This is a genomic window from Bradyrhizobium sp. 160 (genome assembly GCF_023073735.1).
Lineage (GTDB): Bacteria > Pseudomonadota > Alphaproteobacteria > Rhizobiales > Xanthobacteraceae > Bradyrhizobium.
In genome coordinates, this window is the sequence record NZ_JADPKD010000067.1 from 550,677 (window position 1) to 577,075 (window position 26,399).

The 26,399-nt window shown below is 64.6% G+C and carries 26 protein-coding genes; 6 read left to right on the top strand and 20 right to left on the bottom strand.

Features of this window, described 5'->3' with window-relative positions; all coding sequences use genetic code 11:
* Positions 1-396: 396 nt before the first annotated feature.
* The 11 genes from IVA98_RS30130 to IVA98_RS30180 form a co-directional block, all read right to left on the bottom strand.
* Positions 397-1,569 carry a thiolase family protein gene (locus IVA98_RS30130; RefSeq protein WP_247307570.1) on the bottom strand — a complete coding sequence of 391 codons (1,173 nt, stop codon included), beginning with the start codon at positions 1,567-1,569 and terminating at the stop codon, positions 397-399.
* A 346-nt stretch (positions 1,570-1,915) separates the two neighbouring features.
* Positions 1,916-3,505 (bottom strand): phosphoglycerate dehydrogenase, encoded by a 1,590-nt coding sequence (gene serA / locus IVA98_RS30135; RefSeq protein ID WP_247356077.1) that lies wholly within the window; start codon positions 3,503-3,505, stop codon positions 1,916-1,918.
* A gap of 140 nt (positions 3,506-3,645) precedes the next feature.
* A complete protein-coding gene (locus IVA98_RS30140; RefSeq protein ID WP_247308170.1) occupies positions 3,646-4,818 on the bottom strand; it encodes a phosphoserine transaminase in 1,173 nt (390 codons plus the stop codon).
* A 79-nt stretch (positions 4,819-4,897) separates the two neighbouring features.
* Complete coding sequence (locus IVA98_RS30145) at positions 4,898-5,089, bottom strand: hypothetical protein (RefSeq protein WP_247308172.1); 192 nt, start codon at positions 5,087-5,089, stop codon at positions 4,898-4,900.
* Positions 5,090-5,262: 173 nt separating this feature from the next.
* Positions 5,263-5,727 carry a GNAT family N-acetyltransferase gene (locus IVA98_RS30150; RefSeq protein WP_247308174.1) on the bottom strand — a complete coding sequence of 155 codons (465 nt, stop codon included), beginning with the start codon at positions 5,725-5,727 and terminating at the stop codon, positions 5,263-5,265.
* 16 nt (positions 5,728-5,743) lie between these two features.
* Complete coding sequence (locus IVA98_RS30155; RefSeq protein WP_247308176.1) at positions 5,744-6,334, bottom strand: glutathione S-transferase family protein; 591 nt, start codon at positions 6,332-6,334, stop codon at positions 5,744-5,746.
* A gap of 69 nt (positions 6,335-6,403) precedes the next feature.
* The gene (locus IVA98_RS30160) at positions 6,404-7,282 is read right to left on the bottom strand and encodes an outer membrane protein (protein WP_247356078.1); all 879 of its coding nucleotides are present in this window, start codon (positions 7,280-7,282) and stop codon (positions 6,404-6,406) included.
* 168 nt (positions 7,283-7,450) lie between these two features.
* Entirely contained in the window at positions 7,451-8,293 is an 843-nt protein-coding gene (locus IVA98_RS30165) for an outer membrane protein (RefSeq protein ID WP_247308200.1), read from the bottom strand.
* A gap of 238 nt (positions 8,294-8,531) precedes the next feature.
* The gene (locus IVA98_RS30170) at positions 8,532-9,776 is read right to left on the bottom strand and encodes an MFS transporter (RefSeq protein ID WP_247308202.1); all 1,245 of its coding nucleotides are present in this window, start codon (positions 9,774-9,776) and stop codon (positions 8,532-8,534) included.
* A gap of 269 nt (positions 9,777-10,045) precedes the next feature.
* Positions 10,046-11,389, bottom strand: a complete 1,344-nt coding sequence (glmM, locus tag IVA98_RS30175) for a phosphoglucosamine mutase (protein WP_247308207.1) — start codon at positions 11,387-11,389, stop codon at positions 10,046-10,048.
* 221 nt (positions 11,390-11,610) lie between these two features.
* Positions 11,611-11,778, bottom strand: coding sequence for a hypothetical protein (locus tag IVA98_RS30180; protein WP_247308210.1), 168 nt, complete (start codon positions 11,776-11,778; stop codon positions 11,611-11,613).
* Positions 11,779-11,881: 103 nt separating this feature from the next.
* On the opposite strand from IVA98_RS30180, the gene IVA98_RS30185 reads away from it, so the two are divergent.
* On the top strand, positions 11,882-13,024 hold the full coding sequence (locus tag IVA98_RS30185; RefSeq protein WP_247308213.1) for an alpha-hydroxy acid oxidase: 1,143 nt from the start codon (positions 11,882-11,884) through the stop codon (positions 13,022-13,024).
* 183 nt (positions 13,025-13,207) lie between these two features.
* On the opposite strand, the gene IVA98_RS30190 is transcribed toward IVA98_RS30185, so the two are convergent.
* The 7 genes from IVA98_RS30190 to IVA98_RS30220 all read right to left on the bottom strand — a co-directional run bounded on the left by IVA98_RS30190 (position 13,208) and on the right by IVA98_RS30220 (position 21,237).
* Complete coding sequence (locus IVA98_RS30190; protein ID WP_247334609.1) at positions 13,208-13,834, bottom strand: hypothetical protein; 627 nt, start codon at positions 13,832-13,834, stop codon at positions 13,208-13,210.
* A 56-nt stretch (positions 13,835-13,890) separates the two neighbouring features.
* Positions 13,891-14,724 (bottom strand): shikimate dehydrogenase, encoded by an 834-nt coding sequence (locus IVA98_RS30195; RefSeq protein ID WP_247308218.1) that lies wholly within the window; start codon positions 14,722-14,724, stop codon positions 13,891-13,893.
* A gap of 92 nt (positions 14,725-14,816) precedes the next feature.
* The gene (locus IVA98_RS30200; RefSeq protein WP_247308220.1) at positions 14,817-16,559 is read right to left on the bottom strand and encodes a SulP family inorganic anion transporter; all 1,743 of its coding nucleotides are present in this window, start codon (positions 16,557-16,559) and stop codon (positions 14,817-14,819) included.
* A gap of 93 nt (positions 16,560-16,652) precedes the next feature.
* Positions 16,653-16,925, bottom strand: a complete 273-nt coding sequence (locus IVA98_RS30205) for a helix-turn-helix domain-containing protein (RefSeq protein WP_247277510.1) — start codon at positions 16,923-16,925, stop codon at positions 16,653-16,655.
* A 198-nt stretch (positions 16,926-17,123) separates the two neighbouring features.
* The gene (locus IVA98_RS30210; protein ID WP_247356079.1) at positions 17,124-19,172 is read right to left on the bottom strand and encodes an elongation factor G; all 2,049 of its coding nucleotides are present in this window, start codon (positions 19,170-19,172) and stop codon (positions 17,124-17,126) included.
* 223 nt (positions 19,173-19,395) lie between these two features.
* Positions 19,396-19,875, bottom strand: a complete 480-nt coding sequence (locus tag IVA98_RS30215; RefSeq protein WP_247308227.1) for a DUF992 domain-containing protein — start codon at positions 19,873-19,875, stop codon at positions 19,396-19,398.
* Between the two features lie 159 nt (positions 19,876-20,034).
* Positions 20,035-21,237: a pyridoxal phosphate-dependent aminotransferase gene (locus tag IVA98_RS30220; RefSeq protein ID WP_247308230.1), complete on the bottom strand. Its 1,203-nt coding sequence runs from the start codon at positions 21,235-21,237 to the stop codon at positions 20,035-20,037.
* A 625-nt stretch (positions 21,238-21,862) separates the two neighbouring features.
* Between IVA98_RS30220 and IVA98_RS30225 the strand changes: the two genes are divergently transcribed.
* From IVA98_RS30225 to IVA98_RS30245, 5 genes are all read left to right on the top strand, one after another.
* Positions 21,863-22,513 carry a glutathione S-transferase family protein gene (locus IVA98_RS30225; protein ID WP_247277514.1) on the top strand — a complete coding sequence of 217 codons (651 nt, stop codon included), beginning with the start codon at positions 21,863-21,865 and terminating at the stop codon, positions 22,511-22,513.
* 156 nt (positions 22,514-22,669) lie between these two features.
* The gene (locus IVA98_RS30230) at positions 22,670-22,846 is read left to right on the top strand and encodes a hypothetical protein (protein WP_247308233.1); all 177 of its coding nucleotides are present in this window, start codon (positions 22,670-22,672) and stop codon (positions 22,844-22,846) included.
* A gap of 73 nt (positions 22,847-22,919) precedes the next feature.
* Positions 22,920-23,078 (top strand): hypothetical protein, encoded by a 159-nt coding sequence (locus tag IVA98_RS30235; RefSeq protein ID WP_247277516.1) that lies wholly within the window; start codon positions 22,920-22,922, stop codon positions 23,076-23,078.
* Positions 23,079-23,206: 128 nt separating this feature from the next.
* A complete protein-coding gene (locus IVA98_RS30240) occupies positions 23,207-24,019 on the top strand; it encodes a PAS-domain containing protein (RefSeq protein WP_247356080.1) in 813 nt (270 codons plus the stop codon).
* Positions 24,020-24,108: 89 nt separating this feature from the next.
* Complete coding sequence (locus IVA98_RS30245; RefSeq protein ID WP_247356081.1) at positions 24,109-24,564, top strand: GNAT family N-acetyltransferase; 456 nt, start codon at positions 24,109-24,111, stop codon at positions 24,562-24,564.
* 168 nt (positions 24,565-24,732) lie between these two features.
* On the opposite strand, the gene hmuQ is transcribed toward IVA98_RS30245, so the two are convergent.
* Positions 24,733-25,056 carry a heme-degrading protein HmuQ gene (gene hmuQ, locus IVA98_RS30250; RefSeq protein WP_247308328.1) on the bottom strand — a complete coding sequence of 108 codons (324 nt, stop codon included), beginning with the start codon at positions 25,054-25,056 and terminating at the stop codon, positions 24,733-24,735.
* Between the two features lie 125 nt (positions 25,057-25,181).
* Positions 25,182-26,399, bottom strand: coding sequence for a DUF1501 domain-containing protein (locus IVA98_RS30255; protein ID WP_247308331.1), 1,218 nt, complete (start codon positions 26,397-26,399; stop codon positions 25,182-25,184).

Here is a 26,399-nt window from a genome sequence, read left to right on the forward strand (position 1 = left end):
GTGCGCGTGTGATCTCCCGGCGCGGTCGCGGCCGAGCCCGGCTTGTCCTGCTCTCCAACGTAGCCCGAGGCGCCGGAATTCTGCGTCTTGAGGCCTTTGTCCGCCTCGCTCTGCACGTTCTGGTTAGGTGTTGCCTGCTGCGCGATTGCCGGCCCCGCCATCAGCGGGGCCGCGATAAGGATGACTGCCATTGTCGTTCGCATGAGCGTTTCTCCTCCGCTTGCCCCTTCGCGCGTAAACGCCCGACACCGTGAAGATTTCCAAACCAGCCGGAATAAAGCCTTCGGTTGCAGGAACCAGGTCTGCCATGCTGTCGCTCAAACGAAAGGGCACGGCGCTTGTCGCGCCGTGCCCTACACAATGCTTGCGTTGGTCTCAGTGATAGATCTCGAAGTCTCAGTGATAGATCTCGAACAGGCCGGCGCCGCCCTGGCCGCCGCCGATGCACATCGTCACCACGCCCCACTTGGCCTTGCGGCGTGCCCCTTCCTGGAGCAGATGGCCGGTGAGCCGCGCGCCGGTCATGCCGAAGGGATGCCCGATCGCGATCGAGCCGCCGTTGACGTTGTACTTGGCGGGATCGATGCCGAGCTTGTCGCGGCAATACAGGCACTGGCTGGCGAAGGCCTCGTTGAGCTCCCATAGATCGATGTCGTCGATCTTGAGCCCGGTGCGCTTCAAGAGCTTCGGAATCGCGAACACGGGGCCGATGCCCATCTCGTCGGGCTCGCAGCCCGCGGTCGCCCAGGCGACGAAGCGTCCGAGCGGCTTGAGGCCGCGCTTCTCGGCGTCCTTGGCTTCCATCAGCACCACGGCGGCGGCGCCATCGGAGAGCTGGCTGGCATTGCCGGCGGTGACGTATTTGCCGGGGCCCTTCACCGGCTCGAGCTTGGCAAGGCCCTCCATCGTGGTGTCGGGCCGGTTGCACTCGTCGCGATCGACGACGTAATCGACGATCGACTCCGCCTTGGTCTGCTTGTCGACGACCTTCATCTTGGTCTTCATCGGGACGATCTCGTCCTTGAACTTGCCGGCCTGCTGCGCCGCGGCCATGCGGCGCTGCGATTCCAGCGAGAACTCGTCCTGATATTCGCGGCTGAGCTTGTAGCGTTCCGCGACGATGTCGGCGGTATCGATCATCGCCATGAAGATGTCAGGGGCGACCTTGAGCAATTCCGGATCGATCGATTCCTTCGGCGAGCCGCCGCCCGGAATCGAGATGCTCTCAACGCCGCCGGCAACGATGCAGTCGGCACCGTCGGAGCGGATCGAGTTGGCAGCCATCGCGATGGTCTGAAGCCCCGAGGAGCAGAAGCGGTTCACCGACACGCCGGCGGTGGACTTCGGCAGGCCGGCGAGCAGCGCGGCCTGACGGCCGATGTTCGGCGCGCCATGAGCGCAATTGCCGAGATAGCAGTCCTCGACATAGTCCTTTTCGACGCCGGCGCGCTTCACCGCGTGCTGGATGGCGTGGGCGGCGAGCGACATCGGCGGCGTGATGTTGAACCCGCCGCGGCCGGACTTGGCCAGGCCGGTGCGCGCATAGGAAACGATGACGGCTTCACGCATGTGTTTCTCCCTTGTCGAACGATTTTGAACGGAGCGTCCTTACCGCCATTGGTACACAAAGTTTGGCCGAGGCGGGAGAAATAAAAACGCCGCCTCCGGTGACGGAGGCGGCGTTGTTCCGCGGGTCGGAATATGTCGGCGGCGCGACGAAGGATCAGACTCATCAGACTCAAATGGCTGGTGTGAGTCACCTCTCCCCAGCGGGGAGAGGTCGGATTGCCATGGCGCGCAATTGCGCGCCTGAGCAATCCGGGTGAGGGCCGCAGCATTCGGTGAGAGCCTAACCCCTCACCCGGATCGCATCTTTCGATGCGATCCGACCTCTCCCTACGGGAGAGGTGAAGGATCAGAACGTCAGCGCCTTGGCCTGCTTGACCTGCGGCAGCGCCTGCACCTTGGCGAGCAAATCGGCCGGCACGGCGCCGTCGACCTCGACCAGGGCAATGGCATCGCTGCCGGGCGCGACGCGGCCGAGATGGAACGTGGCGATGTTGATCTTGGCGTCGCCGAGCAGGCTCGCGAACTTGCCGATGAAGCCCGGCTTGTCCTCGTTGGTGACGTAGATCATCGACTTGCCGAACTCGGCATCGACGCGGATGCCCTTGATGTCGACGAGGCGCGGCTTGCCATCGGCATAGACGGTGCCCGAGACCGACCGCTCCTGCCGCTCGGTGGTGACGGTGACGGTGATCAGGCTCTCATAGTCGCTCTGCGCTGCGCGCACGATCTCGTCCACCACCATGCCGCGCTCCTTGGCGACGACCGGCGCGGACACCACGTTGACCTCGCCCAGCATCGGTCGCAGCAGACCCGAAAGCACCGCGGAGGTGATCGCCTTGATCTTCATCTCGGCGACGTGGCCTTCATAGGTGATCTCGACCTTGAGGATGCCGCTCTCGGTGAGCTGGCCCGCGAACGAGCCGAGCTTCTCGGCGAGCGCGATGAACGGCTTCAGCTTCGGCGCTTCTTCCGCGGTGATCGAGGGGAAGTTGACCGCGTTCGAGATCGCACCGGTGAGCAGATAGTCCGACATTTGCTCGGCGACCTGGAGCGCAACGTTCTCCTGCGCTTCCGTGGTGGAGGCGCCGAGATGCGGCGTGCAGATTACGTTAGGATGGCCGAACAGCACGTTCTTGGTTGCGGGCTCCTCGACGAAGACGTCGAAGGCGGCGCCGGCGATGTGCTTGGAATTGAGCGCATCGACCACCGCCTGCTCGTCGACGAGGCCGCCGCGGGCGCAGTTGATCAGGCGCACGCCCTTCTTCATCTTGGCGATCGCGGCCGCGTCGATGATGTTCCTGGTCTTCTCGGTGAGCGGGGTGTGCAGGGTGATGAAGTCGGCGCGCTTGAGGAGATCGTCGAGCTCGACCTTCTCGACGCCGATGTCCTTGGCGCGCTCCGGCGACAGGAACGGATCGAAGGCGATCACCTTCATGCGCAGGCCGAGCGCGCGATCGGCCACGATCGAGCCGATATTGCCGCAGCCGACGACGCCTAACACCTTGCCGGTGATCTCGACGCCCATGAAGCGGTTCTTCTCCCACTTGCCGGCCTGGGTCGAGGCGTCGGCCTGCGGGATCTCGCGGGCGAGCGCCAGCATCAGGGTGATGGCGTGCTCGGCGGTCGTGATCGAATTACCGAACGGCGTGTTCATCACGATGATGCCCTTGGCCGTGGCGGCGGGAATCTCGACATTGTCGACGCCGATGCCGGCGCGGCCGATCACTTTCAGCCTCGTCGCCTTCTCGATGATCTTGGCGGTCGCCTTGGTCGCGGAGCGGATCGCAAGGCCGTCGTAATCGCCAATGATCTCGGCGAGCTTGTCCTTGTCCTTGCCGAGGTTGGGCTGGAAGTCGACGTCGACGCCGCGGTCCTTGAAGATCTGCACGGCGGCGGGAGAGAGCGCGTCGGAAATGAGAACTTTGGGTTTAGTCATGGGTGTGATCCGTGGGTGCGGGCTGCATTTACGGAACGTCATCCGCGGGCTTGACCGGCGGAGCCATCTCTCTTGATCGATGGATGGCCGGGTCAAGCCCGGCCATGACGAGTTGAGATAACGCGACGAGTGAAACCTGCTCACGCCGCCTTGGGCAGAGCGGCCTTGGTCTCGGCAAAGGCCCAGTCGATCCACTGCGTCAGCAGCTCGACGTCCTTGGCTTCGACGGTGGCGCCACACCAGATGCGCAGGCCGGCCGGCGCATCGCGGTAATAGGCGAAGTCGTAGCCTGCGCCTTCCTTCTCGACCAGCGCGACCAGCTTCTTAGAGAACTCGGCCTGCGCGTCCTCGGAGAGCGAGGTGATCGCGGGATCGGTGAACTTGAGGCACACCGAAGTGTTGGAGCGGATCGAAGGATCCTTCGCCAGGAAGTCGATCCAGGGCGTCTTCGCCTTCCAGTCGGCGAGCACCTTGGTGTTGGCGTCGGCACGCGCGATCAGCGCCTTGAGGCCGCCGATCGACTTGGCCCAGTTCAGCGCGTCGAGATAATCCTCGACGCAGAGCATCGAGGGCGTGTTGATGGTCTCGCCGACGAAAATGCCTTCGTTGATCTTGCCGCCCTTGGTCATGCGAAAGATCTTCGGCAGCGGCCAGGCCGGCTTGTAGGTCTCGAGCCGCTCCACCGCACGCGGCGACAGGATCAGCATGCCGTGGGCGGCTTCGCCGCCGAGCGCCTTCTGCCAGGAGAAGGTGACGACGTCGAGTTTTGCGAAATCGAGCGGCTGCGCGAATGCGGCCGAGGTCGCGTCGCAGATCGTGAGTCCTTCGCGAGTGGCGCTGATCCAGTCCGCGTTCGGCACGCGCACGCCTGACGTGGTCCCATTCCAGGTGAAGACGACGTCGCTCTTGGGATCCACCTTGGAGAGATCGGGGATCTCACCATAGGCTGCGTTCAGCTTGGTGACGTCCTTGAGCTTCAATTCCTTGACGATATCGCTGACCCAGCCCTCGCCGAAGGATTCCCAGGCAAGCGTGGTGACGGGCCGCGCACCAAGCAGCGACCACAGCGCCATCTCGACCGCGCCGGTATCCGAGGCCGGCACGATGCCGATGCGGTAATCGGCGGGGACCTCGAGCACTTCGCGCGTCAGATCGATCGCGAGCTTGAGCTTGGCCTTGCCCACCTTCGCGCGATGCGAGCGGCCGAGGGCTGCGTCCTTGAGATTTTGGGCGTTCCATCCGGGGCGCTTGGCGCAGGGGCCGGAGGAGAAATGCGGCACGTTCGGCCGCGAAGCGGGCTTCGCTACAGTCATAATCTACCCTTCCAGATAGTAAGCCTCCCGTTGGGGGGAGGTGTCCCGCCGCGGCTGATACGGGAGTCGGGCAGACCAGTCAAGGAAGTTCCGGCGTCTCACGGCGGAGTGAAGGCGCCTCCGGCGCAAGATCAGGGGATTCGACGGCAGCGAGCGCATTCAGCAAGTCCGTGGCTTCGCTGATCAATTGCGCGGCTCTGCGGCGGCTGCCGACCTTCAAAATGCATTTGTCATTGGCCTGCACGACATAGTCGTTGCCGACCTTGATCATCGAATAGCTTGTCATCGAAATCCCCGAACCGACCGAGCTCGGTGTCTGACGCTGCCGTAGCACCGTTCGTTCCTTCATCAATGTGAACGACGAACGCGTAGTTTACCGGCTCTTAACACGAACGAATGCGCGATCCGATTCCGCTGATCGCGCAACGCCTGCGTCACGCTGCGTCAAAAGCGGACAGTCATACCGACATGACTCGCCGTGAAGCCGAGCCGCTTGTAGAAGCGCTGCGCATCGACGCGCGTCTGATGCGTCAGCAGTTCGACGAGATTGCAGCCGCGTGCTTTTGCTTCCGCAACCGCCCATTGCACCAACCGCTCGCCGATACCGCGGCTGCGACAATCGGAAGCAACGCGGACGTCTTCGAGCAAACCGCGCACGCCGCCTTGCGAGCTGATGCCGGGCAGGATCGCGAGTTGCAGGCAGCCGACCACCCTGCCCTCGCTCTCGGCGACCACAAGCGTCAGATTGGGATCGCGCTCGACCCGCGCGAATGCTGCGTAATAGGCGGCGGGCAGCGGATCCTCCACGCGCTCGCGCGCGCGTCCGAGATGATCATCGGCGAGCATTGCAACGATCACGGCGACGTCGTCGCGGCGCGCGCGGCGAATGGAGACGGCTTCGGCGTTCATGCGCGATACTCCAGACTCAGCGCGCCGGCGCAAGGCCGAGAAAGGCCTCAGTCTGGTCGATCCAGCGGCGGACGGCCGCAAAGCGGCCGAGATCGAAGCCGCCCTCATGCGCAACGCGGGTATAGGCGAGCAGCGAGACATCCGCGAGCGAAACCGCCTCACCGGCGAGGAAGCGGCTGGCCGCTAGATGCTGCTCCATGCGGTCGAGCGCCGCATAACCGCGCTTGACCTTCTCAGGATCGAGCTCGGACGCCTGCTTGCCGAGATAGACCAGGAGGAAGCGGCACACAGCGATATAGGGCTCGTGGCTGTACTGCTCCCAGAACAGCCATTCGTCCATCTTGGCCGCGATGAAGGCGTCGCGCGGAACGAGGGCGCTGTCGCGTGCGAGATAGCGGATGATGGCATTGGATTGCGCCAGCGTGCGGCCGTCGTCGAACGCGACGGTGGGCACCTGGCCGGCGCCGTTCATCTTCAGGAATTGCGGCGTGCGCGTCTCGCCCTTGCGCGTGTCGATCTCGATCCACTGATAGGGCAATGCGAGATGATCGCAGACCCACTTCACCTTCAGACAATTTCCGGAATTGCTATCGCCATAGATCTTCATCGCTGCCGCCCTGCTCTGGAGCCACAGAGCATCAGGAGGCGAGAAAGTTGTCAACCGAAGGCGCGAGGATCAGAACTTGTAGCCGGCACCCACGCGGAAGTTGTTCAGGCCGACGGAAATGTCCTTCACGTTCGAGAAGCCGACGTGCTCCCATTCGGCGCGAAGGAGGAAGTTGCTGTAGATCGCGTATTCGACGCCTATACCGGCGGTCCATCCGTACATGAATGCGTTCACGCGCTGCTCAGCGCTCAACCAGGCGCCCGTATCAATCGTGTCCTGATGATGCGTCGTGGCGGTGACACCGCCCACTGTGACGGACGTATCGTAGTCGTCATGCTTGATGTAGGACACAGTCGCGAATCGCGAAACTTCGGCGCGCCCGATTGCCAGACCGGCAAAGGCATAGGGCATGAAGTCACCACCATCCCATCCGATTCGGCCGCGGAATGTGGCATAATCCTTCAGCTTCAGCGAAGCGCCACCACCGAGCGAGGTGACATAGGTATAGGTATGGCCCGCCGGAGCTGTCTCACCGTCGAGAATGCGCGTCATGGAGTCGCTGGCCGAACTCGATATATTGTTCATGTAGCTGTAATTGGCTTCGATGCCCATCAGGGCATCATAAATCTGCCAGTTGCGACCCACATATGCGCCGAACCCGGTCGACTGCACGTGGTTCTTCGGCAGCAGCGACCATCCGCCGACCGGCTCTTGAAGGATGCTGTTGCGCAGCATGAAGTCGGTCATCGATTTCGGCGCGTGGCTGAAATCGATGTCGGTCGTGGCGAAACCGAACTGGCCGCCGACATAAAAGCCATCCCAAGGATAAGATGACTTCGACAGGCCATCGGTGAAGCCGCCGCGCAGGATCGGCAGGTCCGGCATGTCGGCCGCCTGCGCGGCAGACACCGTCCCCAACATCACCGCTGCCCACAAAAGCCCACGCATTGCAACGCTCCATCGAACTCGAACTTTCACCGGTGATCATGGCTTGTTAACCTTAACCAATGGTTGCGGCCGGGGCGCCCGCCTCCGTCAGCAATGAAAAAAACGCAAAGCAAAACGGCGCGGGATGATCCCGCGCCGTTAAGAGACTTTAAGCGATGAGGCTGCCGATCAGCCCTTGGTGATGAGCGGCGGCGGCGCGTAGACCGGCGGACTGTTGAGATCCCAGCGCACGCCGAGCTTAACGTCGTGCGAGGTGAGCTCCCTGATCTTGATAGAGGTCGGACCGGAGGCACTGTTGTCGAACAAGCGGTAGTTGCCAGGCGCCGCGTCGCCGAGGTTCATGTAGCTGTAGGCCAGTTCGACGGTGAACCCGGGATTGACCTTGTAGGCGAGACCGGCATGAGCGGCCCAGGCGAAGTTCCACTTTCCGCTGTCTGCGAAGTAGGCGACGCTGTTGCTCGGAGTCGGGGTCAGCGCGGCGCTATAAGAAACGCCGTCGTCACGGAAGCCACTGATCTTGTTGTAGGAGCCGCCGACGCCGGCGCCGATGAACGGGGTGATGCACCACCAGGTGCCGAGATCGACATAGGCATTCGCCATGACGACCCACTCGGACTTGCTCCCGCTGTAATTGTTTGTGCCGACGAAGCCGGGTCCAATGACGTTGTCCGCACCGTGCAGGTTAGCCTTGCCCCGGTACTGGCCGATCACGTCCGCACGGAACCAATTGTTGAAGCGATAGCCGACGCCGAGATCGAACAGTGGCGAAGAGTCGAAGCCGAGTCCCTCAGTCGACTTCTGATACCCAGCCGGCAGGGCGCTGTCGATGCGCTTGGCACTCTGGTTGGTCATGCCAATATCACCGCGCAGATACCAGCCGCCGAAATCGGCGGGCGGGGCCGGCGGCGCGTACATCGGAGGGGGCGCCGCGATCGGCATATCGGCGGCGAATGCCATCGACGAGATCAGGGTTGCCGCACCCGCGGTGAGGAGAGACTTAACGCTACGCATTGGCTTCGTCCTTATGGCCGGTGAGGCAAAATGCAGCCGCCTCACGTTCTGGAAACTCACGGGAGGACGATGGCACCAAATGTTTAAGCGCCACTTAACCCTAATTTTTAAGGTTGATTTTTTCTGACCGTACACGCGCGCGCCGCGCCAGCGTTGCAAAAATGCAGCGCCAAATGCGACTGTCTTCGCCGCATTCCCTAACGATGTGTGAACCGCAACGCGGGGAAAAGAGGATGTGTTAACGCGCGTGCCGAGGCAGCCTGGGCAGGAACACCGCAAGCAGGCCGATCGCCGGCAGAAAAGCGCAGACCTGATAGACGAAAGCGATCGAGGTGTGGTCGGCGAGCTTGCCGAGCACGGCCGCGCCCAGCCCACCGATGCCGAAGGCGACACCGAAGAACACGCCGGAGATCATGCCGAAGCGATGCGGCACCAGCTCCTGCGCGAACACGATAATCGACGACGTCGTCGAGGAGATGATCAGGCCGATGACGACGCTGAGCACCGCGCTCGCATAGAGGCCGGCATAGGGCAGCGCCAGCGTGAACGGCAGCGCGCCGAGGATCGAGATCCAGATCACGATCTTGCGGCCGAAGCGGTCGCCCAAGGGACCACCGAGAAACGCACCCACGGCGTTCGCCGCGAGGAAGATGAAAAGATAGATCTGCGCAGCCTGCGTCGACACGCCGAAGCGGTCGATCAAGTAGAAAATGTAGTAGCTCGACAGGCTCGACACGTAGAGCTGCTTGGAGAACAAGAGCGCGACCAGGACGAGCAGCGCGACCGCGACACGGCGCGAGCTCGGACCGCCCGGCTGGCTGTGAACGGGGGCTGCCTTCTTCGCCGTGATCTGCGGCGCGTACCAGCGGCCGATGCGCCACAGGATGAGGATCGCGAGGAAGGCGATCGAAGAGAACCAGGCGATGCTGCCCTGCCCGAACGGCACGACGATGAGCGCGGCGAGCACCGGCCCCATCGAGGTGCCGAAACTGCCGCCGAGCTGGAACACCGATTGCGCAAAGCCGTAGCGGCCGCCGGAGGCGAGCCGCGCGATGCGCGCGGACTCCGGGTGAAACACCGCCGAGCCGAGACCCACCAGCGCAGCAGCGATGAGAATGACGAGGTATTGATGCGCGGCGCTGAGCAGCAAGAGGCCGAAGAAGGTCGAGGCCATGCCGATCGCCAGCGAATAGGGCTGCGCCTTCTTGTCAGTGTAGTGCCCGACCACCGGCTGGAGCAGCGAGGCCGTGAACTGGAAGGCCAGCGTGATCATGCCGATCTGCGCGAAATCGAGCGCATAGGTGTCCTTCAGGATCGGATAGACCGAGGCGATCAGCGACTGCATGGTGTCGTTGAGGAAGTGCGAGACGCTGATGCCGGCGAGCACCACGTAGACCGGCCCTGGCGCTTTGGCGGGTGCCACGTCGTTGACGACAACGGGCTCGGTCAGTGTTTCCTCTGAGACGACGACAGGCTTGTTCAATGCAGCAATCCCGGCAGGCGCAGCGAAGCATCCGCTCATTACGATGCAAGCTGCAGCCGATCCACCGCCAATCGCCCATGGCTGGAATGCGCGGGACTTACCCTCTCCCGTTGTGGGACCCCTTGTGGGAGAGGGTGGATCGCCGCGTCAGCGGCGAGACGGGTGAGGGGTCTGCCTCCGCGAGTCTCTCTGGCAGTTGGGGGCGGCGATAGAACCCCTCATCCGGCGCTTCGCGCCACCTTCTCCCGCAAGGGGAGAACGAAGAGCCCTCATGCCGCCGCCTGGCCCAGCGCGGAGACGATGGTATCGACGACGTCCTCGACCAGGATGCGGTCCTCGCCTTCGCCCATGACGCGGATCACAGGCTCCGTGCCGGAGGAGCGGATCAGGAGGCGGCCGTGGCCGTTGAGGCGCTTCTCGCCGTCGGAGATCGCCGACTTGACGTCGGAATCGTCGAGCGGCTTGCCGCCCTTGTGGCGCACGTTCTTCAGGATCTGCGGCAGCGGATCGAAGCGGTGGCAGACTTCGGAGACGGGGCGGCGCAGCTTCTGCACCACCGCCAGCACCTGCAGGGCCGCAACGAAGCCGTCGCCGGTGGTCGCGTAGTCGGACAGGATGATGTGGCCGGACTGCTCGCCGCCGAGATTGTAGCCGCCGCTGAGCATCTGCTCGAGCACGTAGCGGTCGCCGACCGGCGTGCGGACGAGATCGAGCCCCTGCCCGTTGAGGAAGCGCTCGAGGCCGAGATTGGACATCACGGTGGCGACGATGCCCGGCCGCGACAGCCGGCCGTCCTCCTTCCAGCTTTGCGCGATCACCGCGAGCAGCTGGTCGCCGTCGACCAGATGGCCGCGCTCGTCGACCAGAATGACGCGATCGGCGTCACCGTCGAGCGCAATGCCGATGTCGGCGCGCATCTCGCGCACTTTCTTCGACAAGGCTTCCGGCGAGGTGGAGCCGCATTCCTTGTTGATGTTGAAGCCGTCGGGCTCGACGCCGATCGGCACCACATCCGCACCCAATTCCCATAGCGCCTCCGGCACCACCTTGTAGGCGGCGCCATTGGCGCAATCGATCACGACGCGCAGCCCGTCGAGCGACAGATCGCGCGGCAGCGTGCGCTTGGCGAATTCGATGTAGCGGTCATGCACGCCGTCGATGCGGCGGGCGCGACCCAGGCTCGCGCTCTGTGCGAGACGCTTGTCGAGGGATTCGTCGAGCAGCTGCTCGATCTGCCTCTCGACGTCGTCGGAGAGCTTGAAGCCCTGCGGGCCGAACAGCTTGATGCCGTTGTCCTCGAACAGATTGTGCGAAGCCGAGATCATGACGCCGAGATCGGCGCGCATGGATTTGGTCAGCATCGCGACCGCCGGTGTCGGCATCGGGCCGACCAGCAGCACGTCCATGCCGACCGAAGTGAAGCCCGCGACCATCGCGTATTCGATCATGTAGCCGGACAGGCGGGTGTCCTTGCCGATCACGACTCGATGGCGATGGTCACCGCGCTGAAACGCAAGCCCTGCGGCTTGGCCGACCTTGAGCGCGAGCTCCGGCGTGATCAGTCCGTTGGCGCGGCCCCGAATCCCGTCCGTCCCGAAATATTTGCGGCTCATATCGTCCCCCAGGCAACAACCAGGGACCCCTCTACAACCACGGGCTGCCCGAAAGGGCCCCGCATCCCTGATTTGCCGAGTACTTATAAAGCCATCGCGGCTAAGTTGGCTTCAAAAAATATGATAAATCATTACGGAACCGGGCACGCCGCTGCCCCGATAATACATTGTTAACATTATATTTCCGCACTGGGAAGCCGGAACGGGAACGGAACCTGTCCCTAGCCGGTGCGCTTCACATGCCCGTCCCCGCGGCTCGGCGGCGGCTGGGTGACATTGACGGGATCTGACGCTGGAAAGGTCTCTTCCAGACCTTCTTCCAGCGCTTCCTCGAGGGCGCGCTTCTCCTTGATCTCTTCCGGCGAAGGTCCGGCGTGCGGCCTCGTCATGGCGCCCTCCTGCAAAACGGTCTGGCAAACGATTTGGCTGTGCATCCAACCATGCTAGATGACCCCGAAATCATCCGATGCAAGACGGGCCGGGGAAACGATCATGAAGCACATCACCTGTATCGACGATCTCCGTGCGCTGCATAAGCGCCGCGTGCCGAAGGCGTTCTTCGACTATTGCGACCGCGGCTCCTATGCCGAGGAGACGCTGCGCGCTAACCGCGAGGACATGCAGGCGATCAAGTTCCGCCAGCGCATCCTGGTCGACGTCTCCAAACGCGACACCTCGACCACAATCCTCGGCGAGCCCTCGACCATGCCGCTGATCCTCGCGCCTGTCGGCCTGCTCGGCATGCAGCATGGAGACGGCGAGATCCATGCCTGCCGCGCCGCGCAGGCCGCCGGTATCCCGTTCACGCAATCGACGATGTCGATCTGCTCGATCGAGGACATCGCCGCCAATGTCGAGAAGCCGTTCTGGTTCCAGCTCTACGTGATGAAGGACCGCGGCTTCATCAAGGAATTGATCCAGCGCGCCGTCGCAGCGAAGTGCAGCGCGCTGGTCCTGACCGTCGACCTTCAGGTGATCGGCCAGCGCCACGCCGACATCAAGAACGGCATGACGGTGCCGCCGGAATGGTCGCTCTCGAAATTGCTGGATTTCGCCAGCAAGCCGGCCTGGGTTTCCGGTGTCCTGCAAGGCAAGCGCCGCACCTTCGGCAACATCGCCGGCCACGTGAAGAACACTGAGGATCTCAACCGCCTCGCCGAATGGACCGCGTCGCAGTTCGACACCTCGCTGAACTGGAAGGACGTCGAGTGGGTCCGCAGCATCTGGCCGGGCAAGCTCATCCTCAAGGGCATTTTGGACGTCGAGGATGCCGAGGAAGCCGCCAAGACCGGCGCGCAGGCCCTGGTCGTCTCCAACCATGGCGGCCGGCAGCTCGACGGCGCGCCGTCATCGATCGAGGTGCTGCCCGAGATTGCGGACGCGGTCGGCGAGAAGATGGAGATCATGTTCGACGGCGGCATCCGCTCCGGCCAGGACGTGATGCGCGCGCTCGCGCTCGGCGCCAAATCCTGCATGATCGGCCGCGCCTATGCCTATGGCCTGGGGGCTGGCGGCCAGGCCGGCGTCGCCAAAGCGATCGATATCATCCAGAACGAGCTGCTCACGACCATGGGCCTGTGCGGCGTCAACCGGATCGACGAGATCGACGATCATATCATTGCAGCAGCACCGTAGCGTCGTAGGGTGGCAGGGCGCTTGTCCACCGTAGCTCGACGCGCAAGGCGGAAGCGTGCCCTCCTTCGTTCCAAGTTGAGAGACGACGTGGGCACGGCGCGAGCCCGCCTTTGCCCCCTGCCCGGCGAGATGCAGCAGCACTCACAACCGTCGTCCCGGCGGAGATCTGGCGACCGCTCCCCCTCACATTGGCGGCGTCAGGCCGTCGCGGCCGACGCTGACGCGGTTGGTCTCGAAGGAGCCGTCCGGCAATTGCTTCATGAAGGCGATGACCTTGGCACCGGTCTTCAGATCGGATTTGTCGCCGGGCACCAAGGTCACTACCGGCGTGTTGTCGGGAACGAACACCTTCTTCTCGCCGTCCTTGTACTTGACCAGCAGCGTGTGGCCGTCATTGCCGACCACGCTCTCGGCGACCGTCGCATTGGTCATGCTGGAGTTGGGCTTAAGGTCCCAGGGCCGCGAGCCCTCGCCGGTGCCGCGCATGCTCTCCGGAAACACGTGGACCTCGACCGCGTTCTGGCTGCCGTCCGGCCCCGGCACGGTGGTGGCGCCGATGAACGAACCCGGCTTGATGTCGGCGAGTGAGATCTTGGTGATGCCTGAGACGTTCACATCAGCGGCGATGTGAAGCTTGAAGTCTTCGCCGCTGCGCGACTTGACCTGCATGGTGTCGCCATTGACGCTCTCGATCGTGCCGCGGACACGCGTCGGCACCGGCGCTTTCTGGGCGACGGCGCAGTAGGTCGAGAGGGCCACCATCGCGATGGCGAGAAGTGGACGTGTGAAAGTTGCGCGTTGAACAGACATGACGGTCTCCGGTTGTCCCCACGGAGATAGAACTCCGGAACAGCCGCGCCATTCTCTCAAGTCTTTGTGAGATCGGCCTCGACCAGCGCGCGCAGCTCGGCGGTGACTTGAGGACGCCGGCCGAACCACAGCTCGAAGCCGCGCACCGCCTGGTGCAGCAACATGCCGAGCCCGTCGGCGGTCTTCAGGCCGTGCGCTTTGGCTGCCGCAAGCAGCGGCGTCACCAGCGGGACATAAACGAGATCGGCGACCACCGCCGCCTGCGGCAGGCGCGCCACATCGAGATGGAGCGGAGGCTGGCCGTGCATGCCGAGCGAGGTCGTGTTCACGAGAAGTTTTGCACGCGGCAGCACGTCGTTGATGCTGTCCCATGTCACAGGATGCACCTTTGGCCCAAACAGACTTGCCAGCGCCTCCGCCCGCGCGATGGTACGATTGGCAAGATGGATGCGCTTGATGCCTTGCTCGCGCAGTCCGAACACGACCGCGCGCGAGGAGCCGCCGGCCCCGAGGACCAGCGCCTCCTCAGCCGCATTCCAGCCGGGCGCGCTGGCATCGAGGTTGCCGATGAAGCCTTCGACGTCGGTATTGGTCGAGTGCAGCTCGCCGTCTTCGAACCACAGCGTATTGGCGGCACCCACCTCCGTTGCGCGCGCATCGGGTTTCGACAGCGCCAGCACGTCCTCCTTGTGCGGGATGGTGACGTTGGCGCCGACGAAGCCGCGCAGCGACAGCCGCAGCACGAAGTCGCGCAAATCCTCGGGCGGGACGGCCTCGATGACGTAGCCGCCCTCGATCCCGAGCGTGCGCAGCCAGTAATGATGAATCAGCGGCGAGCGCGAATGCGCCGCCGGCCATCCGATCAGACAAGCGGCGGGAGCCCTGGTCACGGTCGTCCTTCCCTCAAGCGATATGGAAGGCGATCCATTTCGCGTCCCGAAGGCTCTGTCAAGCGCACGAGCGCCGCATCGCCACGGCGCCGTCAGCTCGCGGCAGCCTCATCGGCTGCAGAGCTCTTGATGTCAGCAATCGCGCGCGCGAGGCTCTGGCGATAGCGCGCACGCGGCGGCGTCACGCCATGGGTGAGCAGAGCGCGGCGAACCGCTGGCGAGGCCCCCGTGATGAACAGCCTGATGCCCTGGCGATGAGCCCTCGCAGCGACGCGCCCGAGCACGTTGGCCGCGGTGGAGTCCAGGAACGGCACCGCGGCGAAATCGACCACGAAGGCTTTGCGCCGGTCGGCGATGCCGTCGAGCACGCTTCCGATCGCAGAGGCGGCGCCGAAGAAGAACGCGCCGGTGATGCGATAGACCAGCACGTCGCGGTCCACCGCAAGCGCGGGATCGTAGGGAACGCGCGAACCGTTGCCGTCGTCGGGGCGATCGGCGGCCACGAGCGGCGTGCGCTCCTCGATGCCCGTCATCTCCGCCATGCGATGGATGAACAGCACCGCGCCGAGCGCGAAGCCGACCAGGATGCCTTCGGTGAGATCGCGGAAGATCGTGAGCAGGAAGGTCGCGAGCAGCACGACGGCATCGCCCCATGACGAGCGCAGCAGCGTCGCGAATTCGTGCTTCTCCGCCATGGTCCAGGCCACGACGACGAGCACGGAGGCGAGCGCAGCCAGCGGAATGTAGCTTGCGAGCGGCGCCGCGATCAGCATGAACAACAGCAGGAAGAGCGCGTGCAGCATCCCCGCGAGCGGCCCGCGCGCGCCAGCGCGGATATTGGTCGCGGTGCGCGCGATCAGGCCGGTGACACAGATTCCGCCGAACAGCGCCGAGCCGATATTGGCGGCGCCTTGCGCCACCAGCTCGCAATTGGAACGGTGGCGGCGTCCGGTCATGCCGTCGGCCACCACTGCCGATAGCAGCGATTCGATCGCCGCCAACAGCGCGAACGCAATCGCATCCGGCAGCACCGCCCTTGCCTTCTCAAGCGAGAAGGCGGGCAGCGCCGGCGACGGCAATTCCCGCGGAATGCCGCCGAAGCGCGAGCCGATGGTCTCGACCGGCAGCGACAATACGGCAGTTGCGATCGCCGCAAACACGACCGCGATCAGGATGCCGGGCCAGGACGGCCGCCAGCGACGCAACACGCCAATGATGACGATGCTGACGATCGCGACCGCGACGGCGGCTGGATTGACGGTGGTGAGGCCGCCGGCGAGTGCAACGAGTTTCGGGACGAATTCGCTGGGCTCTTTCCCCGCAAGCGTGATGCCGCCGAGATCGCGGAGCTGGCTCGCAAAGATGATGACGGCGATGCCGGCAGTGAAGCCGACGGTCACGGGATAGGGAATGAACTTGATGTAGGTGCCGATCCGCAACAGGCCCGCCGCCACCAGGAACAGCCCCGCCATCAGCGTGGCGAGGATCACGCCCTCGACGCCGTGCCGCTCGGCCGTCACCGCAACCAGGACGATGAAAGCGCCCGCGGGTCCGCCGATCTGGAAACGGCTGCCGCCGAGCATCGACACGATGAAGCCGCCGATAACGGCGGTGTAGAGGCCGCGGTCCGGTGTCACGCCCGATGCGATCGCGATCGCCATCGACAGCGGCAACGCCACGATCGCGACCGTGAGGCCGGCGAAGACGTCGGCGCGAAAGTCCGCGGCGCCGTATCCCTCACGCCAGACGGTGACGAGCTTTGGCAAATACAATTCGGCAAAAGTCGGCCGGCGAAGCTGATGCAGTCTGCCCGCGTGATCGCTTGTGATGCTCATGCCCCACGATGCTCCGAAGCATCGTGCGTCCCGTGTTGCCGAGGTGCGACGATGCGCTAGCCCATCCTGATCCCGAGCATGATCAACGCCCGATCATGCCCCCACCCGCCGCGGCGGCCCCGGCTGCTTGAGGCGAACGCCGCGCCCGCCGCTGTCGCTGCGGGCCTGCTCGCCGATCAGCTCGACGCCCGCCCGATCGAACGCCTCGACCACCTTGATCAGGGTCTCGACCACGCCGCGAACATTGCCGGTGCTGGCTTCCATCCGCTGGATGGTCGGCAGCGAAACGCCGGCGAGCTCGGCCAGGGTTTTCTGGTCAATGCCGAGCAGCGCCCGCGCTGCCCGCATCTGGAACGACGTGATCACCGTGGCCTCACGTATCAGAACCTATAAATAACATCTGGAACATACACAATGATGTAAAATACATCACACGAGGCCGACCGCAAGGGCTTTATGCGCTCGCTGTCTCTCTCTTTGCAATAAAGGGTGGCAAGCCAGCGTCTCACCCTCTCCACGCAAGGGCGGGGAGAGGGAGTGAGAGGACTGTGCTTCCCGAATAGATCACGCCGCGTGCTGATGAGCGGCAATGATCTGATCGGCGGCGCGGCCAGTCACTTCGGCCATGTGGTCGAACTGGCGGGTGAAGCTGCCGGCGCCGGCGGTGGCCGAGCGCAGCTCGACGATCAGCTCACCGATCTCGGCTTCCGGCAGCATGGCGCGAACGCAGTCCCAGCCGCTCCAGCCGTCGCGGGTGTCGAAGCCGAGGATCTGGCCACGCCGCGCCGACAGGATCGCGTTGATCTTGGCGGTGGCATCGGTCGGGCAGACGATCTCGACCATGTGGATCGGCTCGAGCAAGACCGGCTGGCATTGCGGCAGGCCCTCGTTGAGCCCGATCCGTGCCGCCGTGCGGAAGGCGAGGTCCGACGAATCGACGCTGTGATAGGAGCCGTCGGTCAGCGTCACCTGCACGTCGGTGACGGGGAAGCCGAGCGGGCCGCGCGCCAAGCCGTCGACGACGCCTTCCTCCACCGCGGGGATGTAGTTGCGCGGCACCGCGCCGCCCACCACCTTTTCGGCGAACTTGAAGCCATCGCCGCGCGGCAGCGGCCGGATTTCGAGCACGACATCGCCAAACTGGCCGTGACCGCCGGACTGCTTCTTGTGGCGGCCACGCTGGACGATCGGCTTGCGGATGGTCTCCTGATAGCCGATCGCGGGCGGGTGCGAGGTGACCTTGACGCCGAAGCGGTCGCGCAGCCGCTCGCCGGCGACTCGCAGATGCATTTCGCCCTGGCCCCACAGCACGGTGTCGTGGGTCCGGGCGTTCTGGACAACAACCAGCGAGGGATCCTCCTCGTGCAGGCGGGCCATCGCCTGGCCGAGCTTCACGTCGTCCTTGCGATCGGTCGCCGCGATCGAGATCGCGAGCACCGGCGGCGTCGGCTCCACGGTGACGAGCGCCGCCGGCGGGGTCTTGCCGCTCGAGACAGTGTCGCCGGTCTTCACGGGATCGAGCTTGGCAAGCGCGACGGTGTCGCCGGCTTCGGCCGAGGCACGTTTGGTGTCGTAGGCGCCATTGACGGCGAGGATGCCGGAGATGCGTCCCGCGCCGCCGGAAGAGGATTGCAGCGTGGCGCCGTCGTCGAGATGGCCGGCGAGCAGCCGCGTCAGCGACAATTTTCCGCCATGCTGCGAATGCAACGTCTTGAAGACGTAGCCGAGCGCATCCCTGGTCTCGGGAACGCCGAGACGTTTTGCGGTCTCCGCGACACCCGGCGCCTCATGGCGCAGCGCCTTCATCAGGCGCAGCACGCCGTTTTCGCGCGCGGCGGCGCCCAGCAGCACCGGACAGATCAGCCCTTCGCGCAATTCGCGGGCGAGATCGTCGAACACGGCATCGCGCGGCGGCTGGATGTCCTCGAGAAGCTGCTCCATCAGCGCATCGTCGTGATCAGCGAGCTTCTCCAGCATCGAGAAGCGGGCCTCTTTCTCGCGGTCGAGATTGCCGCCTTCGAGCGCGATCACCTCGGAGGCCTTGTGTTCGCGATAGATGAAGGCGCGCTCGAGCGCGAGATCGACGAAGCCCTCGATCAGCTCGCCATTCCAGATCGGGATCTGGCGCAGTACCAGCGGCACGCGCGAGGCGGGCTGTAGCGTTGCGAGGCTCTCGCGCACGCGCTCGGTGGCGCGGTCGATCTTGTTGAGGAACAGGAAACGCGGGATCTTCAGCTCTTCCAGCTCGCGCAGGATGATCTGAAGCTGCGGCAGCTTCTTCTCGTCGGCCTCGCAGACCACGACCGCGGCGTCGACCGCAGGCAGCACGGCGCGCATGTCATAGGCGAATTCAACGGAACCGGGACAGTCGAGGAAGGTGTAACTGTCGCCCATGAAGGTCGTGGTGGCGGCAGTCAGGCCGACGGTCATCTTGTGATGACGGGCCTCGGGCGTGGCGTCACCGACAGAAGTTCCGGCATCGACGCTGCCGGCGCGTGGGATTGCGCCCGTTCGCGCCAGGATTGCTTCGAGAAGCGTGGTTTTACCGCTTTGGAATGGGCCCACCAGCGCAATGCACCGTGGACCTCGGGGACTTCTGACGTCCTGTCCCATTCGCCGTCTCCTTTTTTGTGGAGCTCGGCCCATGATTGGGTCGGCAGCGCAGATGCTCTGCCCGTCCCCGAGATTTGGCAAGCATCAAACGTCGCTGCGGTGCGTCGTCGGCTGGATTAAGACTTCAACTCTTGACGATTGGTACGATTATCGGTCCGAGCGTTCCACCTCGCCGCGACGGGGAGAGGCGAGCCGCCGCCGGTGCAGTTAGAATTGACGGCAATCAGCGGCCCGGACGGAGTTCCAGACTCTCCAAACCAGCGGCGATGTTGAGGCCGACCTGGCCCTGCAGGCTGAGCGGCTGAAGCGCGATCGAATTGTTGGAGCCGCCGACCAGCACGTTGCCCCCTAGGCCGACGCCAACTGAGGCGCTGCCCTGCGCGCCGGCGTAATTGCCGGAGAGATCGCCGGGGCCGAGCCGGTCGACCGGCGCGAACACGCCCCAGGCGAGCGCCGTCTCCTGGGTGATGCCGATGTCGAGACCGACTTTGCGGATGGTCGCGACGTAGCGGTCGTCGGGCAGCCCATCGGCGCGCAGCACGCAGCCGAGATGGGTCACCGATCCCACGATGAAGCCGACGCTGGCGCCGCCGCGGCACTCGAGCACGCCGACCCGCGCCATCCGCTGCTGCGCGCCGGCGGCAGCGACGGAGACAACAAGGCTTGCGGCGGCGAGCCCGGAGAGGAGGAACGAACGGCGCATGAAACGTCTCCGGCGATGATGGTGCGAGCAGGAAGGCGCGGCACACGCCGCATGATGGTCTATGCCACAATAGTTGTGGTGGGGCCAGATCGCGCGCAGGCGACAGAAAAAAGGGCCCACTAACCGCGGGCCCTTTGATGTCACGTCCTTGCTGCGCGCTTACCGCAGATTGCCGCAGAAGCGCTGGATGCGCTTGCAGGCGTCTTCGAGGTCCGAAGTCTTGGTCGCATAGGAGATGCGGAACGCCGGTCCCAGGCCGAAAGCCGACCCCTGCACCACGGCGACGCCTTCGGTTTCCAGCAGCTCGGTGACGAACGTCTCGTCATTGTCGATCACCTTGCCCGACGGCGCGGTCTTGCCGATCGTGCCGGCGCAGGACGGATAGACGTAGAACGCCCCTTCCGGCCGCGGGCACTCGATGCCTTTGGCCTGATTGAGCATGGAGACGACGAGGTCGCGGCGCTCCTTGAATACCTTGTTGTTGGCGGGGATGAAGTCCTGCGGACCGTTCAGCGCTTCGACCGCAGCCCATTGCGCAATAGACGAAGGATTGGAGGTCGACTGCGACTGGATCGTCGACATCGCCTTGATCAGCTGCGCCGGACCGCCGGCATAGCCGATGCGCCAGCCGGTCATGCAATAGGCCTTCGACACGCCGTTCACGGTGAGCGTGCGGTCGTAGAGTTTCGGCTCGACCTGCGCGACCGTGGTGAACTGGAAGTCGTCATAGACGAGATGCTCGTACATGTCGTCGGTCATCACCCAGACGTGGGGATGCCTGAGCAGCACGTCGGTGAGCGCCTTCAGCTCGGACTTGGTGTAGGCAGCTCCCGTCGGGTTCGACGGCGAGCACAGGATCACCCATTTGGTCTTGGGCGTGATCGCGCGCTCCAGCGCTTCGGCTTGAAGCTTGAAGCCTGTCGCAGCGGTGCAGACCACCGGCACTGGCTCGCCACCGGCGAGCGCCACCATCTCAGGATAGCTGACCCAATAGGGCGCGGGAATGATCACCTCGTCGCCCGGATTGATGGTCGCCATCAGCGCGTTGTAGAGCACCTGCTTGCCGCCGGTGCCGACGATGACCTGGTTCGGCTTGTAGGTGACGCCGTTCTCGCGCTGAAACTTGGCGATGATGGCTTCCTTCAACTCGGGAATGCCGTCGACCGCGGTGTACTTGGTCTTGCCGGCTTCGATAGCGCGGATCGCCGCCAGCTTAATGTTGGCGGGCGTGTCGAAATCGGGCTCGCCGGCGCCGAGGCCGATGACATTGCGGCCCGCCGCTTTCAGCGCGCGTGCTTTATCCGTGACCGCGATGGTCGCGGACGGCTTCACACGGTCGAGCGCAGCGGCAAGGAAGGACATCGTCATCTCCTGACAAGCGTCGTGAAGCCCTTCGCCTCACGACTCCGATTGTGGGAATGAGCCACCCTAAAACGGGAGCCGCTGCACCGCAAGAAACTTCGGCCCGATCTCGCAGAAGTTTACGGATTTCCAGCGTTTCGAGCAGCGATTACCGCAATGTTCCGCAACTTTGCCCGCCGAATCCCTCATATCCGGCAAGGCTTGTCCTCGGAGCAATTTGTCGCTTCCTCTCATGGCCGGGCTTGCCGTCTTTGCTGAAGTTTCGCCGGCCCAAACGGCGAAGCCTTGGCGTAGCCGGGTCCCGGCCATCCACGCCTAGCCGCGCGCACGACGAACGTGGATGCCTCAGGACAAGCCTGGGCATGACGGCGCGCTGCATCCAAATCGCATGCGATCGTCGCCGAGTTCACGAATAGCCGACGCAACGCGCCCGTGCTCTAACGCAAGCGTGATCTCGTTTGCGCGGTCGCGCGGAAATGATCTTCCGCACCGTTGCAGTGCGGTAGGGATTTCGAGTTTTTCTATTGGCTGGCTCTTGCGGCGGATTCGCATCGGCATCATTGTTTAGCCGCGCTGCAGGGCAGCCAGCGCCGCGCCTTCCCATCCTCGGAAACGAACTCCCAGAATGTACAAGCTCTATTCGATGCAGCGCTCCGGCAACAGCTACAAGGTCCGCCTTGCGCTGGCGCTGCTCAACGTGCCCTACGAAGCCATCGAGGTCGACATTCTGCGCGGCGAGAGCCGCACGCCGGACTTTCTGGCGAAGAACCCGTCCGGCCAGGTGCCGCTGCTCGAGGTTGGCGGCGACCGCTATCTCGCCGAGTCCAACGCCATCCTCTGGTACGTCGCTGTCGGCACGCCGCTCGCGCCGGAGAACCGCATCGACCGCGCCGAGGCGCTGCAATGGATGTTCTTCGAACAGCACGCGCTCGAGCCCAACATCGGCGCGGCCTATTTCTGGCTGTCGCTGGTCAAGGGCGGCCGCGATCTCCAGACCCATTCGCTCGAGGACTGGATGGAGCGCGGCTATGGCGCGCTCCAGGTCATGGAGAACCATCTCAAGACCAACGCCTATTTCGCCGCGCGCCAGCTGACGGTCGCCGACATCGCGCTCTACGGCTACACCCACCTCGCCGATCGCTGCGATTTCGACCTTTCGACCTTTCCGGCGATCCGGGACTGGCTGAAGCGCGTCGAATCTGCGCCCGGCTTCGTCACGATGGACTGGCGCCCGGCCGACGTCGACGACCCCGCCAGCATCGCCGTGGGCGCCTGACAGGCTAGTCCCCGCTGGCGAATAGCGGGCACAAGGGTCGTCTTTGCCGCAATCTCGCCGTTTTCGGCGCGACGGCCGCCGCAATGTTGCCCGTTGAAACGGTGAAATTGTCCCGCGTTGCGGGTGATTCGCTCGCGTGTTGAAGGATTTAGACCCATGATTCGGGCGTCCGGCACGGCAGGCTTCCAGGGCCGATCCGCCACCGTCGCGTCTTCCCGGCTGACCAATGCGGTCGCGGCCTCGCTCGCCGTCGCCGCGCTCTCGCTGTGCCTGATCGTCACGCTGACGGTCATGTCGACCAAGGCGACCATGGCGATGGGCCTGCCGATCTGATTCCCGTTTCATCCTGGACCAGCCTTCAAGGCGCCGTGCGGCCCTTGCCGACCGGCATTGCGACAGGACCTCGATGAAGTCACCTGTGGTAGTCGTTGCAATCACGCTGACTGCGGCCATCCTGGTCGCGGCGTCGCTGTTGATTTTCACCGGCATGCGCAAGAGCTCGGGCACCTCGACGCTGAATGCACCGTCGCTGCAACAGCGCCTCAGGCACTCGCACTTGGTCTAAAATCATCCGAAAGATTTGCGCTTCGCGGCAAGGGTCTCTTAAGCGCGCCGCGCGAAATCGCATCGCATCTGCGCAACGATGAGCCAGTGTTGCTGCGTTGCCTCGTTCAGGAGGAGCGAGACTGGCCCATGCGGCTCGGGTGGCGTGCGATCTCCGGTCCGGTGCTGACGGCAGCGACGCTGCTCCTGTCGACGCTGTTCGATCCCTTCATCCCCGCTCCCTCCGCTGCGCCGCTGCTGGTCTGCATCGTGGCGCTGGCCGGCACGCTGTCGGGTCTCGCCTCCGCCGTGACCAGCGCAGCCATCGCGGTCACCGGCGCGGCGCTGCTCTTCCTCAACCAGCATGGCGTCTCCGGATATGGCATCGCGGACCTGGTCCGGCTCGGCCTGCTGGCAATCGCGGCCGCCGGCACCGCAGCCGTCACCGTCCTGATGCGCGAGCGGCTGCTCGGCACGTTCGCGGGCGAGCGCCAGAGCCACGCGACCGCCGCGCGCCTGTCGGCCGCGCTCGACCAGATCGATATCGGCGTCGTGCTGCTCGATGCCGAGACCCGAGCCGAATTCATCAACCGCGCGTTCCGCGATTATTTTGCGGTGCCTGACCAGATCGCCGACGGCAAGCCGCCCTTCATCGCGCTGATGTATCACGGCCGCGATACCGGGGCGTTCGAGCTGCCCGAGGACGAGCTCGGCACCTTCATCGCGCAACGCATGGAGATGGTGCGGATCGGCGATGCCAGGCCGATCAACATCGCCTTGCGCAACGGCGAGGTGCTGCGTTTCGTCTGCACCGCGCTGCCCGACGGCGGCCGCATGCTGAGCTACACGCCGGTGACCGACCTCGTGCGCCACACCGACGCGCCCGCGCGTGCCGACTACTACCGCTCGCTGCGCGATCCGGCGAACCGAAGGCTGATCCGCTCTTTGCGCGTTGCAGAGTGATGCGACAGCAGGATTGATCGGCAGCGCGATAATCTCGTATCAAGGATGCCTCACCGGCCGTTCGCATCCTCCGAGCCCAGGAATATCAGATGTCCCTCACCATTCGCTCCGTCACGAAGCAGGATTACGAACAATGGCTGCCGCTGTGGGACGGCTACAACGCCTTCTACGGCCGTTCGGGCCCGACCGCGCTCGCGCCCGAGATCACGCGCATGACGTGGCAGCGTTTCTTCGACGCCTATGAGCCGGTGCATGCGCTGGTCGCCGAGAGCGACGGCCAATTGCTCGGACTGACGCATTATCTCTTCCATCGCAGCACCACCGCGATCGAGCCGTCCTGCTATTTGCAGGATTTGTTCACGCGCGAGGCAGCGCGCGGCAAGGGGGTTGCCTCGGCGCTGATCTATGGTGTGTATGAGCGGACGAAATTGGCGGGGTCGCCGCGCGTCTATTGGCAAACGCACGAGACCAATGTCACCGCGCAGCGACTGTACGACAAGGTCGCGGAGCGCTCCGGCTTCATCGTCTATCGCAAGATCTTCTAATCTTCGCAGGCAGATCCTGTGGATAATTCCTGCCTGTCACCCGCGCGTAACACAGCGGAACTACGCTGCACCTGCGTCTGGTCAGGCTCCCCCGTCACCGATCAAGCGCCCCAAGCGGTCCCCGTCAGTCGCCGCGTCTGACAGGGGCCGCATTTTTTTATGGCAGCGTCACTTCGCGCCCCCGCCGACCGTCTGCATCACCTCAAAACCTTCGAACTGAGGATGGCCGAGATAGAGCGGCTTGTTGTCGCCAGCCCGGTGATGCGCGGCGCGAAATGCTTCCGACTTGGTCCACGCCTCGAACGCCGCGTAATTCGCCCACACCGTGTGCGAGGCGTAGAGCGTATGGTCTTCGAGCTCGGGGCCCTTCAACAGATGGAATTCGACGAAGCCCGGCACCTTGTCCAGATGAGTGTCGCGCGTGAGCCAGACCTGCTCGAAAGCGGCCTCGGAGCCCTTGGCGACGCGGAACCGGTTCATGGCGATGTACATTGCGGTGATCTCCTGATGTCGCATCATTATCGCGTCATTCCCCGGCGCGCGGCAAGCGCGGGCCCGGAATCCATTTTGCGATTCCGGGTTCGCGCTACGCGCGCCCCGGAAATGACGGGCTGATATTACGCCACCAGCCCCTTCATCGGCTTTGCGGCGGCGCTATCTGGAAACACCGTCTCCGCCAGCACGCGATCCGAAAGGCCGAACTGGTCCTGCAGCACGCCCTTGATCACGGAGCGCAGATCGGTGGTCGGCTTGAGGTCGCGCCCTTCGTGGAGGTTGGCAAGCTTGAGGCCGGGCCAATCGGCGATGACGCGGCCGCCCATCACCGCGCCGCCGGCGAGCAGCGCGATCGTTCCCGTGCCGTGATCGGTGCCATCAGTACCGTTGATGCGCGCGGTGCGGCCGAACTCAGTGGCGACGACGACCACGGCGTCGCGCCAGCGTTCGCCGAGCCCGCTTTCGAATTCGGCGAGCGCGCCGTCGAGGCCGCCAAGCAGGAAGGCGAGACGCCCCACAGGCCCGCCTTCGTTGGCATGCGTGTCCCAGCCGTCGAAGGCGAGCGCCGCGATGCGCGGACCATCGTCGGCCGCCATCAATCTTGCCGCGCCGCGCGCCACCTGGCGCATCTGCACGGCTGCGTTGCCGCCCTTCGGCTTCATGTTGTCGCCGCTTGCGGCCTTGTCGAGCTGAAGGCCTTGCGCCAAGGCCGTCGCCAGCACGGGATCGCGATGGCGGTAGAGCTCGACGAGCCGCATTGCAGTGTCGTCGTCGGCCTGCGGCAGCGCGACCGGCGCCCAGCCGACGGTCGGCGCATTGCCGCGCAGCACCAGCGGCGTGGTCGGGCCGACAGCGAGGCCGCTCGATACCCGCTCGCCGCGCGGTAGCACTTCCAGCGCGCGATTGAGCCAACCGGACTGCACCCGGCCCGGGCCGGCATAGCCGCTTTCGAGCACGTCCTGGCCGTCGAAATGCGAGCGATCGCGATACGGTGTTGCGACCGCGTGGATCACGGCGGCGTGCTTGTCGCGGTACATGCGTGCGAACTCCGGCATGGCGGGATGCAGCGCGAAGAAGCTATCGAGCATGGTCGCGGGGTGCGCGCCGTCAGCCGTGAGCGCGATCGAGCCGTGCAGGCCGGCGTAATCGGGGTCGCCGATCGGGGCAACGGTCGAAAGCCCGTCGAGCGCGCCGCGCAGGATCACCACGACCAGGCGCGGATCGCGCCCGTCGGCGGCGCGTGCGAATTTCGGCAGGTAGGCCCAGGCGGCGAAGGAGGCGCCGCCGAGCAGGAGCCCGCGGCGCGAGGTCAGGAGCCGGTTCTCGACGCAGTCGATCAT